This is a genomic window from Allobosea sp. 05T422_2 (assembly GCF_056396265.1).
Map to the genome: position 1 here is coordinate 1 of NZ_JBFTLD010000214.1, position 11,715 is coordinate 11,715.

Here is an 11,715-nt window from a genome sequence, read left to right on the forward strand (position 1 = left end):
CTTAGAGGAAGACAGAACCATGAAGTTCCGTCCGCTGCATGACCGCGTCGTGGTCCGTCGCCTTGATGGCGAAGAGAAGACCAAGGGTGGCATCATCATCCCCGAAACCGCCAAGGAAAAGCCCCAAGAGGGTGAAGTCGTCGCCGTCGGCCCTGGCGCCCGCGACGAAGCCGGCAAGCTCGTTGCCCTGGACGTCAAGAAGGGCGATCGCGTCCTCTTCGGCAAGTGGTCGGGCACCGAGGTCAAGATCGATGGCCAGGATCTCCTGATCATGAAGGAATCCGACATCATGGGCGTCGTCGGCTGAACGCCACGCGACCTCCATTCCCCGTTTTCATTAAGGAGTAGCTCGCATGGCTGCTAAAGACGTCRAGTTCTCCACCGACGCGCGCGACCGGATGCTGCGCGGCGTCGAAATCCTCAACAACGCCGTCAAGGTCACGCTCGGTCCCAAGGGCCGCAACGTCGTGATCGACAAGTCGTTCGGCGCTCCCCGCATCACCAAGGACGGCGTCACCGTCGCCAAGGAGATCGAGCTCGCCGACAAGTTCGAGAACATGGGCGCCCAGCTGGTGCGCGAAGTSGCCTCGAAGCAGAAYGACGCCGCCGGTGACGGCACCACGACGGCCACCGTGCTCGCCGCCGCGATCATGCGCGAAGGCCTGAAGTCGGTTGCCGCCGGCATGAACCCGATGGACCTGAAGCGCGGCATCGACCTCGCGGTCGAAGCCATCGTCACGGACCTGAAGAAGAACTCGAAGAAGGTCACYTCGAACGCGGAAGTCGCGCAGGTCGGCACCATCTCGGCCAACGGCGACGARTCGGTCGGCAAGATGATCGCCACCGCGATGCAGAAGGTCGGCAACGAGGGTGTCATCACCGTCGAGGAGGCCAAGACCGCCGAGACCGAGCTTGATGTCGTCGAAGGCATGCAGTTCGACCGTGGCTATCTCTCGCCCTACTTCATCACCAATGCCGAGAAGATGGTYGYCGAGCTCGAGGACCCCTACATCCTCGTTTTCGAGAAGAAGCTGTCGTCGCTCCAGGCGATGCTGCCGATCCTCGAGGCCGTCGTTCAGACCGGCAAGCCGCTGCTGATCATCGCCGAGGACGTGGAAGGTGAGGCTCTCGCCACCCTCGTCGTCAACAAGCTCCGTGGCGGCCTGAAGGTCGCGGCCGTCAAGGCTCCGGGCTTCGGCGATCGCCGCAAGGCCATGCTCGAGGACATCTCGATCCTGACCGCCGGTCAGCTGATCTCGGAAGACCTCGGCATCAAGCTCGAGACCGTGACGCTCRACATGCTCGGCCGCGCCAAGAAGGTGCGTATCGAGAAGGAGAACACCACGATCATCGACGGCGCCGGCAAGAAGAAGGACATCGAGGGCCGCGTTGCGCAGATCAAGGCGCAGATCGAGGAGACCTCGTCTGACTACGATCGCGAGAAGCTCCAGGAGCGTCTGGCCAAGCTCGCTGGCGGCGTCGCGGTGATCCGCGTCGGCGGCGCGACCGARGTCGAAGTCAAGGARAAGAAGGACCGCGTCGACGATGCCCTGAACGCGACCCGCGCTGCGGTCGAAGAAGGCATCCTGCCGGGTGGTGGCGTGGCGCTCCTGCGCGCGCTCCAGACCGTCAAGTCGATCAAGACCCAGAACGACGACCAGAAGACCGGCGTCGAGATCGTCCGCAAGGCGATCATGGCCCCGGCCAAGCAGATCGTCGACAACGCTGGCGATGACGGCGCTGTCGTGGTCGGCAAGCTGCTCGAGTCGAAGGACTACGCCTACGGCTACAATGCCCAGACCGGCGAGTACGGCGATCTGGTCAAGGCCGGCATCATCGACCCGACCAAGGTCGTGCGCACGGCGATCCAGGACGCGGCTTCGGTCGCCGGCCTGCTGATCACCACCGAGGCGATGATCGCCGAGCTGCCGAAGAAGGACGCCATGCCGGCTATGCCGGGCGGCGGCGGCATGGGCGGCATGGACTTCTGATCGAAGTCCATCGCTTCTCGCGAATACGACGGAGGCCCGGCGCAAGCCGGGCCTTTTTCATATCTGCCAGCCCCTGGCTCTGCCTCGGTGCGCGACAGCGGCCCGACGCGTCACGCAACCGCCATCCCGCCGTAATCGCGCCGTCGCGTCCCGCTGAGCAAATGACGCTCACTGTTTCAGGGGCCAGATATGCTCACACGTCGCACCATGATTGCCGGCCTTGGCGCCCTCACCTGCCTTCCCGCGCTGGCCCAGAGCGACTGGCGCCAGAGCATCAAGGAAATCCGCTTCGGCGTCTCGTCGGCAGAACATGAGGCGGGCGCGATCGCCCGCAACCAGCCGGTGATCGACTATCTCACAGGCAAGCTCGGCGTTCCCGTGAAACTCTATCGGGTCAGCGACTATGCCGGCCTCGTCGAGGCACTGCGGGCCGACCAGCTCGAGTTCGCCCGCTTCGGGCCCGCGGTCGACTCGCTCGGCCGGCGTGTCCTCGGCGACAAGCTGCAGCCTCTGTTCCGCGACATCGATAACAACGGCCAGGAAGGCTATTACTCGGTCATCGTCGTTCGTGCCGACAGCCCCTACAAGTCGGTTGCGGATCTGAAGGGCAAGAACTTCGCCTTCGCCGATCCGAACTCGACGTCGGGCTTCGCCTTCCCGTCCTATTTCCTGCGCAAACAGGGCTTTGATCCGCAGAACCATTTCGGCGGCACCGTCTTCTCCGGCGGCCACGACAACTCCGTCCTGGCGCTGGTGCGCGGCCAGTTCGACGGGGTGGCGACCTATCAGGTCAACGAGACCTCCGGCGTCGTCCAGCGCCTCACCGCGCGCAACATGATTCCGGCAGGCGCGACACGCGTGATCTGGACCTCGCCCCTGATCCCCTCCAGCCCGTTCTCGACACGGGCCAACCTGCCCCAGGGACTGAAGGATGCCTTCGTCGCTGCGATGATGGCGATGAAGGCGCAGGCACCCGAGGTCTGGAAGGTCTACACCGACGGTCAGGTTTCCGCTTACGCCCCGGCGAAACACGAGGACTATCTCGATATCATCGCGGTGACGGAGGAGCTTGAAGCCCGGCGCAAGCAGAAGCCCGCAGGCTGAGCGGCGATCTGCCGCCGCAAGGCGGCACGAAAGGCGTTTTCAACAATGAAGTCGCCGATGGAAGCCGGGAATTGGTTCCGCGGGCCGGACCGGCTCTTGCATCGACTTTGGTTGTAAGCCCTATTCCCGCAAGCTGCGGCATTCCGCCGCGCTCTGTGGCACTCTCTTGCGAAGGTCTGCTCCATGCTGAACTCGCCCGCCCTTGCCGACGGCGCCAAGCTCGTCGGCCGCATCCTGCTTGCCCTGATGTTCGTGCTCGCTGGCTACTCCAAGATCAGCGGCTATGCCGGTACACAGCAGTACATGGCCTCGGCTGGCGTGCCCGCCATTCTGCTGCCTCTCGTGATCGCGGTCGAGCTTCTGGGCGGCCTGATGGTCGTTCTCGGCTGGAAGACGCGTCTTGCAGCACTTGCCCTTGCCGGTTTCACGCTGGCTGCGACGCTGCTGTTCCACCTGAACTGGGCCCAGCCGATGCAGCAGCTCCTCTTCATGAAGAACCTCTCCGTCGTCGGCGGCTTCCTTGTGCTGTTCGCCGCGGGGCCCGGCCGGCTGTCGCTCGATCGCGGCTGACGTCGCATCACAAATCGCTGAAATCGACACGCCCGGCCTTGAGCCGGGCTTTTTTGTCTGATCCGGTCGGCTAGAAGATATTATCCGCATGCGCCGACGCTGGCGCGAGTTCCCCGGTAAGGAAGACCTGATGCGTCTTTTGAGTTTCTTTGTCGCTGCTCTCGCCGCCATCGCGCTCGTGGCGGGGCAGCAGAGCGGCAGCGGCGGCATGCTCGGTATGGGCGCCGTGGGTGTGCTGCTCGCACTCGCCACCTATCGCTCGACCGAGACCAGCTTCTTCCTGAAGATCTTTTCCGGGATTTTCGGTGTTGAGTACGTCGTCTTCGGGGCCGGCTCGGTGCTCGCGCAGCTTGGCTACTGGCCTGCCGATTGGGCCGCGATCGCTCCCCCTGCCAGCCTCGCCACGACAGTCGCCGTCTTCGGCATCCTGATCTATGCGATCTCCTTCATTCCGATGATCCAGCGCATCTCGCGCCTGGCATCGCCCTATTTTTCCTCGACCGAGACGACGACGGCGTACCTTTGGCCGTTCGGCACCTATCAGATCCAGCTCGGGCGCCTCGGCGTCATCCTGCTGATCTTTCTGGTGATCCTGAATCAAGCGCAGGTCGGCATCTCGCTGCGTCTGAGCTTCTTCAATCGCGATTTCTACAACGCGATCCAGGAGAAGGATGCGCCGTCATTCTGGTATCAGCTGATCTATGTCTTCAGTGTCTGGGCCGCCATCTCGGTGGTCTCGAACCTGATCGAGATGTTCGCCAACTACACGCTGCTGATCCGCTGGCGGCGCTGGATGGCGGAAAAATACAGCAAGAGCTGGCTCGGCAACGCCACTCATTACCGGATCTCGCTGGCGGGCACTGCCGACAACCCTGACCAGCGTATCGCGGAAGATACCCGCGCCTTCGTCAATCAGACCTACAACTTCGCCCTGCCGCTGCTGTCGCAGATTTCGACACTCGTCTCGTTCTCGATCATCCTCTGGTCGATTCCCGTTCCGATCACCATTCCGGGCACCGAGATCATCATCCCGGGCTTCCTGCTGTGGATGGCGCTGATCTACGCGATCGCGGCGACCTGGATCACGCATCTCATCGGCAAGCCCCTGATCGGGCTCGAATTCGAGCAGGAACGCCGGGAGGCGAACTTCCGCTTCTCGCTGGCGCGTCTGCGTGAATATTCCGAGCAGATCGCGCTGATGCGCGGCGAAGCCTCCGAACAGCGGCATCTGAGCCAGCGCTTCGGCGACATCGTCTCGAACTTCTATCGACTGGTCTGGAGCCGGGTGAAGCTGACCAGCTTCACCCTGTCCTATAATCAGGCGAATGTGGTCGTGCCCTATGTGCTGCTCGCACCGCATTACTTCACGGGCATCATCACGCTCGGCATCATGACGCAGGTTGCCTCGGCCTTCGATCGTGTCCAGACGGCGATGTCGTTCTTCATCAACAGCTATCAGGCCATCGCCTCCTATCTGGCCTCGATCAACCGCCTGACCACTTTCGAGGCGGCGATCGGGCAGGCGCAAGCCGCCACGGCCGGCGAGAAGGGCATCCACCAGACCGAACTCCCCGGGAACGAGGTCCATATCGACGGCGCGACACTGACGCTGCCGAACGGCACGCCGATCGTGCGGATCGACGGGCTCGATCTCGGCACTGCGCGCTCGACACTGGTGATCGGACCGTCAGGATCGGGAAAATCGACGCTGTTCCGCGCCATAGCCGGCATCTGGCCCTTCGGGGAAGGCAAGGTCGGGGTTCCCGCCAGTGCGCGGATCATGCTGCTGCCGCAGCGCCCCTACCTGCCGCAGGGGACCTTGCGCGCGGCCATGTCCTACCCGGCGCTCGACGACACCTATACCGATGCCGACATCGCGACGGCGATGACCCAGGTCAAGCTCGCCCACCTGATCGACCGGCTCGACGATGTCGACCTCTGGGCCCAGCGCTTGTCAGGCGGTGAGCAGCAGCGCCTCGCCGTCGCGCGCGCCTTGCTGGCCAAGCCCGACTGGCTCTTCCTTGACGAGGCCACCGCCTCGCTCGACGAGAAGCTGGAAGGAGAGATCTACGACCTCATCGACCGGACACTGCCGCAGACGAAGATTGTCTCGATTGGGCATCGCTCGACATTGCGGGAGATGCACGACGAAATCGTCGTCATGCAGCCGAACGCGGATGGAACGCACAGTCCCCGCGCGATGGTTCGTGAGCCAGTCGTTCAGTCGTGAATCAACGAGCGCCCGTAGCCGGGCGCTCGTCTGCCTTTCCCGCATCACGCTTCGTGTCGGGAAAGGCGGATCGTCAGGAGAACTGAAGCTGGCGGCTGACCGTCGTCAGATGCCGCGGTCGAAGCGCAACTCGCCCGAGGCGGTCTTGATCACCAGCCTGCCCTCGACGAGGTCCCAGTTGCGAGCTCCGCGCAAGGCGACCAGATAGGCCCGCTCGAATTCGGCAGCGCCCTTGTCGCAGGAGCGCTTGGTGATGGCCATGGGGCCGACCGCGATCCCCTGCTGGCGCAGCGGGTATGCCGCAGCGGAAAACGTGTTGCAGCCGCTGTAACCGGTGCCACGCAGGTTCGAGTCGATCTGCAGTGTGGCCTTGCGATCGGCGATCGACTTGCCGTTCATCGAAATCGCCGTCCAGGAGGCGCCCAGGGGGAAGGTTTTTTCCTGTTTCGGCGCTGCAGGCGCCTGCTCCGGCTGGTTCTGCATATCACGCGGCGACATCGCCTTTCGCTGGGCGGAAGCCGGCGACGCGATCAGCAGGGGTGCGAGGCTCAGGGCGAAGACAGCGGCGTAGCCAAGGCGTCGATTCATCATTTCTCTACCTATGCGGGGCCGGGACGATAGCCCACGCCCCGCTCTCATGGAAACGCCTAGAACCGTATCGCGTTGGGATCAACTGCGATCATTGCGACAACGTTGCTTTGCCGAGTGGCAGCGCCAGCAACGTCACGCGGCATCGCGTCGGAAATGGGGCCGGCTTCAGCCCAAGGCGGCGCCAGATGTCGCTCAGATGCGCGCCAGCAGGCGCTCCAGCAAGGGATTGGCCTTGCGGAAGACATAGGCTGGGGCGTTGACGGTGATCTCGTCAGCGCCGGAGCCGGCCAGATCGTCGACCAGTGCGAAGACCGCCTTCTCCGGGCAATGGATGGCCAGGATACCGCTCTCGGCATGCGCACCGAAGGGCAGCCGAGCGCCATGTCGCGCCACCATCTCCTCAATGGCCGCAGGCTTCGCATCGGTGAGCCGCGCGCGGATCTCCCGGACGGAACGCCCCTCCTCCTCGGCCGCGATGCGCGAGAGAATGGCGTTGGCGGCGGCGCGTGCGCGCGGGCTCCACGGCGCCCGCACCGAGGCGACGAGATTGGCCTCGGAGGCCAGCATGACACCATCGTCCAGAATCTTCAGGGCGTTGGCGGCCAGCGTCGCGCCAGTGGTCGTGATGTCGACGATGATTTCGGCGGAGCCGGCGGCCGGGGCCCCCTCCGTCGCGCCCAGGCTTTCGACGATGCGGTAGTCGCCAAGCCCGTGCTCGGCGAAGAAGCGGCGTGTCAGGTTCACATATTTGGTGGCGACGCGCAGTTTGCGGCCATGGCGTGCGCGCATATGGCTCGCGACATCGTCGAGATCGGCCATGCAGCGGACATCGATCCAGGCCTGCGGCACGGCGACCACGACATTKGCGTGGCCGAAGCCGAGCGGCGTCAGCATCTCGACGGCGGCATCGGCATCGGCCACCTGCTCGCGCACGAGGTCCTCGCCCGTGATCCCGAGATGGGCCGCGCCGGAGGCCAGTTGCGAGACGATCTCCGAAGCCGAGAGGAACGCGACTTCCGCGCCATCCAATCCCGCGATCGTGCCGCGATAGTCGCGCGAGCCACGCGACTGCACGAATTTCAGTCCGGCACGGCCGAAAAAGGCAGTGGCGTTTTCCTGGAGCCGCCCCTTGGAGGGGACCGCGAGAACCAGCGGAGCGTCGCTCATGATGTTTGTCCCGTCAGCCGGTCGAGCCAAAGCGAGGCGCCGACTGCCGGGGCCGGCTGAGGCGCACCGAGGCGACCGAGCACGTTGTCGTAGCGGCCACCTCCGGCAACGGGCCGGCCGTCGCTGCGGCCCAGGTCATGCAGCTCGAAGATGAAGCCGGTGTAATAATCGAGATTGCGGGCGAAGCCGGTCGAGAAGGAGATCTGGCCGACATCGACACCGCGCGCCGCAAGGAAGCCGGTGCGCTCGTCGAAGGCGTCGAGTTGCTGCCCCAGGTCGAGCGAAGCCTGGTCGGAAAGGGCCCGCAATGCGGCCGACGCCGCATCGGGATCACCCGTGACGGCAAGTGCCTGGCCGAGCACGGCCTTCACATCCTCATTGACCGGGTTCTCGCGCTCAGCGGCACGGGCCAGGAAGCGTTCGGCGATATCGCCGGCGGAGCGGCCTCCGACCGTCGAGATCCCCGCGATCGACAATACATCCTCGACAAAGGCCTTGGCCGCCTTGGGATCCTGCCCCTCCAGCGCCTTGAGCAGTCCCGCATGAGCCGTTTCGCCAGTGGCTGCAGGCGGATCGAGCGCCTCGACCGCCTCGGCCGCCTTGCCCTGCACGACCGCGCGCATCAGCCGGCGGCGCGCGCCCTGGGGCACGGCCAGACCATCGAGCAATGCGCCGAGCAGTGCGACGTCGCCCATCAGAACACGCGGCTGCGTCAAGCCAAGCGCCGCCGCCGCCTCGATCGTCAGTGCCATGATCTCGGCATCGGCTGCGGCAAAATCCGCGCGGCCAAAGGACTCGAGCCCGGCCTGTGCGAATTCACCCGGCTCACGCGAGCGCATGCGGAAGACCGGGCCGGCATAGGCATAGGCCATCGGCGCACTCACGCCCGCCGCGATGTGATCCAGCGCCACCGGAATCGTATATTCCGGGCGAAGGCACCAATCGCGGCCATCGGCATCCTGCGTCATGAAGATGCGCCGGCGGATATCTTCGCCTGAGAGATCGAGAAAGACATCGGCCGGCTGCAGAATCGCCGGCTCGGCGCGCTGATAGCCCTCAGCGGCGAGGAGCGCGATCACGGTGTCGATGCTGGCGCGTGTGGCGGACAAGGGCAGCTTCCTGTTGCGCGGCTGTCCTAGCAGCCGCGTCATGGATTTTCGATGGTTTTTAGGGAATTGGGTTAGCGGGATTTGGCGACCGACTCGTTGCCGACGGTTTCCGTCATGGTCGGGCTTGTCCCGACCATCCACGTCTTTGCCTACGATGAACGCTCAAGACGTGGATGCTCGCCACAAGGGCGAGCATGACTTTCAATCAGCCGTGTCGCTTCAGCACCCGCTTCACCCCCTCGACCAGCTCGGTCACCGGCACGGCGAACTGGGCCTCGGCCTGCCTCGCTTTGTGCTCGGCCGAATCCTTGACGTCGCGGCTGGCGGCGGCGAGTTCCGCGCCGAGGATCAGGTCCTTGATCACGATCGTGCCGGCCTCGCGCTCGGAGGAGCCCTGGATCACCGCACAGACCGCGCCGCGCTTATCGGCATATTTCATCTGGGCGTTGAAGCCGGAGCCGCCGAGATAGAGATCGGCACGCAGCAAGGGCTTGCCGTCCCCGTCCCGGGCCTGGCGGAGCTGAGACACGAATGCCTGATAGGCCGGCATATGCTCGGGCGTCTTGTTGTCCATGGCGGTCACAACGACGAGCGGCAGTTCGTTCTTCGTGTCGACCAATGGCGACTTCACCGCCTTCAGTGCCGAATAGAGCCGCGAGACGCCGATCGAGAAACCCGTCGCCGGCACCGGTTCCGGCCGGAAGCGGCCGACCAGCCCGTCATAACGTCCGCCGCCGGCGACCGAGCCAAAGCGCACGACCTGGCCGTCGTCATTGGTGACCGGGAAGGTCAGCTCCACCTCGTAGACCGGGCCGGTGTAATATTCGAGGCCGCGCACCACGGAAGGATCGATGACGACGCGGTCGGCATAGCCAGCCGCGGCGATCAGATCCGCCATCATGCGCAGCTCCTCGGCCCCTTCATGGCCAACGGGCGTGGACGCGAAGCCATCTGCGAGACGCTGTGCGGTCGCGGCATTGTCCGCGGCCCTGGCATCAAGAATCGACAGGACGCGCGTGGCCTGTTCGGCGCCCAGCCCCGCACCCTTCGTAAAATCGCCGCTCTCGTCCTTGCGCCCGTCACCCAGCAGCAGCCGCACGCCGTCGGGGCCGAACTTGTCGAGCTTGTCGATCGCGCGCAGCACGGTCAGCCGGCGCCCGGCATTCTCCTCGCCGCCAAGCCCGATCGCCTCCATCACGCCATCGAGCACCTTTCGGTTGTTGACCTTGACGACATAGTCGCCGCGCTTGATGCCGAGACGCTCCATCGTGTCGGCGGCGAGCATGCAGATCTCTGCATCGGCCGCGACCGAGCCCGAACCGACGATATCGGCATCGAACTGCATGAACTGACGGAAGCGCCCGGGCCCCGGCTTTTCGTTACGGAACACGTAACCAGCGCGATAGCTGCGATAAGGTTTTGGCAGCGCATCGAAATTCTCGGCGACATAGCGCGCGAGCGGCGCCGTCAGGTCGTAGCGCAGCGAGAGCCACTGCTCATCATCGTCCTGGAAGGAGAAGACGCCCTCGTTCGGCCGGTCCTGGTCCGGCAGGAATTTTCCGAGCGCATCGGTATATTCGACGAAGGGTGTCTCGACCGGGTCGAAGCCATAAAGCGAAAAGCTCTCGCGAATGACGGACAGCATGCGCTCGGTCGCCGCCACATCGGCAGGACCACGGTCGATGAAACCACGCGGCTGGCGGGCTTTCAGCTTGTCGGGTTTCGACATGGTTCAGGCTTCACTTCTTGAACGAGATGCGGAACAGCCCGCAGGATAGGGTCCCGCGTTCGGTAACTTGACCGGGCAACGGGGGCAAGCACGCTTGCCCCTCCCCGAGCGGGAAGCGCCTATTCGGCCGCGAACAGCATGTCCTTCTGCTGACGTGGATCACCGAGGGGGGCATCCTTGATCCCCGCCCTTGCCAGCTTCTCCGGCAGCGGCCCGCCGGTGGCCCAGTCGAGCAGCTCGGCGGTATGGACAACCGGCGTCGTCGCACCGCGGTCGGCAAAGCCCTTCGCCAGCTGTGTCATGCAGCCGATATTGCCGGTGGCGACGATCTGCGGCTTCGTCTTCTCGATATGGCCGATCTTGCGTTCGCGCAGCTGCCCCGCGATCTCGGGTTGGAGGATATTGTAGACACCGGCCGAGCCGCAGCAGATATGGCCCTCCGGCACCTCCTTCACCTTGAAGCCGGCTCCGCTCAGAAGGCGCTTCGGCCCGTCCTTGAGCTGCTGCCCGTGCTGCATCGAGCAGGCCGAGTGATAGGTCACCGGCAGCGCGACCTCACGGACATGGCGCAGCTCGAGCGTCTCGAGGAACTCGGTGACATCCTTCGCGAGGCTCGAAATCGTCGCCGCCTTCTCCGCATAGGCCGGCTCGTTGCGGAACATGAAGCCGTAATCCTTGATCGTGGTGCCGCAGCCTGAGGCGGTGATCAAGATGGCATCCAGCCCCTCGCCGTCGACCTCGGCCATCCAGGCGTCGATGTTGCGCCGGGCAAAGACGTGACTGTCCTGTTCGCGCCCCATGTGATGGACGAGCGCGCCGCAGCAGCCCTCGCCCTTCGACAGCACGACCTCGACGCCATGGCGCGTCAAAAGGCGGATCGTCGCTTCGTTGATGGCGGGGTCGAGCACCGGCTGGGCGCAGCCTGAAAGCAGCGCCACGCGCTTGCGGCGCACGGCCGTGACGGGGAAAACCTGCGGCCCCTCCATGGTCGAGCGCGCCGGCAGGCGTGCAGGCGCCAGCGCCAGCATCGCCTTCAGCCGCCCGCCGACCTGCGGCAGCAGGCCGAGAAGGCTCCCGAACGGCTTGCCGAGCATCGCCGCCAGCATCGCGGCGCGGAACCGACCGGGATAGGGCAGGATCGCAGCGAGCACCCGGCGCAACGCCTCGTCATGCCAGGAACGCTGATAGGTCTCCTCGATATGGGCCCGGGCATGATCGACAAGG

10 protein-coding genes are annotated in these 11,715 nt (G+C 64.8%); 5 read left to right on the top strand and 5 right to left on the bottom strand.

All coding sequences use genetic code 11. The annotated features are described in order from the left end of the window. Window positions 1-19: 19 nt before the first annotated feature. The 5 genes from groES (at window position 20) to AC1DJT_RS27150 (ending at window position 5,895) form a co-directional block, all read left to right on the top strand. Entirely contained in the window at window positions 20-307 is a 288-nt protein-coding gene (gene groES / locus AC1DJT_RS27130) for a co-chaperone GroES (protein WP_055727595.1), read from the top strand. Between the two features lie 46 nt (window positions 308-353). Further along, on the top strand, window positions 354-1,991 hold the full coding sequence (gene groL, locus AC1DJT_RS27135) for a chaperonin GroEL (protein WP_476835258.1): 1,638 nt from the start codon (window positions 354-356) through the stop codon (window positions 1,989-1,991). Window positions 1,992-2,180: 189 nt separating this feature from the next. Further along, complete coding sequence (gene phnD, locus AC1DJT_RS27140) at window positions 2,181-3,095, top strand: phosphate/phosphite/phosphonate ABC transporter substrate-binding protein (RefSeq protein WP_476768513.1); 915 nt, start codon at window positions 2,181-2,183, stop codon at window positions 3,093-3,095. 183 nt (window positions 3,096-3,278) lie between these two features. Further along, a complete protein-coding gene (locus tag AC1DJT_RS27145) occupies window positions 3,279-3,665 on the top strand; it encodes a DoxX family protein (RefSeq protein ID WP_441506553.1) in 387 nt (128 codons plus the stop codon). A gap of 130 nt (window positions 3,666-3,795) precedes the next feature. Next, entirely contained in the window at window positions 3,796-5,895 is a 2,100-nt protein-coding gene (locus AC1DJT_RS27150) for an ABC transporter ATP-binding protein/permease (RefSeq protein ID WP_441506552.1), read from the top strand. A 105-nt stretch (window positions 5,896-6,000) separates the two neighbouring features. On the opposite strand, the gene AC1DJT_RS27155 is transcribed toward AC1DJT_RS27150, so the two are convergent. From AC1DJT_RS27155 to AC1DJT_RS27175, 5 genes are all read right to left on the bottom strand, one after another. Then, window positions 6,001-6,483, bottom strand: coding sequence for an META domain-containing protein (locus tag AC1DJT_RS27155; protein WP_441489044.1), 483 nt, complete (start codon window positions 6,481-6,483; stop codon window positions 6,001-6,003). A 195-nt stretch (window positions 6,484-6,678) separates the two neighbouring features. Further along, window positions 6,679-7,653 (bottom strand): ATP phosphoribosyltransferase, encoded by a 975-nt coding sequence (hisG, locus tag AC1DJT_RS27160; RefSeq protein WP_441506551.1) that lies wholly within the window; start codon window positions 7,651-7,653, stop codon window positions 6,679-6,681. Beyond that, window positions 7,650-8,762 (bottom strand): ATP phosphoribosyltransferase regulatory subunit, encoded by a 1,113-nt coding sequence (locus tag AC1DJT_RS27165; protein ID WP_441506550.1) that lies wholly within the window; start codon window positions 8,760-8,762, stop codon window positions 7,650-7,652. The genes hisG and AC1DJT_RS27165 overlap by 4 nt, the downstream gene beginning before the upstream one ends. Before the next feature lie 205 nt (window positions 8,763-8,967). Next, window positions 8,968-10,491: a histidine--tRNA ligase gene (gene hisS / locus AC1DJT_RS27170; RefSeq protein ID WP_476776314.1), complete on the bottom strand. Its 1,524-nt coding sequence runs from the start codon at window positions 10,489-10,491 to the stop codon at window positions 8,968-8,970. Window positions 10,492-10,610: 119 nt separating this feature from the next. Further along, window positions 10,611-11,715 (bottom strand): heterodisulfide reductase-related iron-sulfur binding cluster (locus AC1DJT_RS27175; protein WP_476835259.1); only part of this gene is annotated, 1,105 nt, incomplete at its 5' end.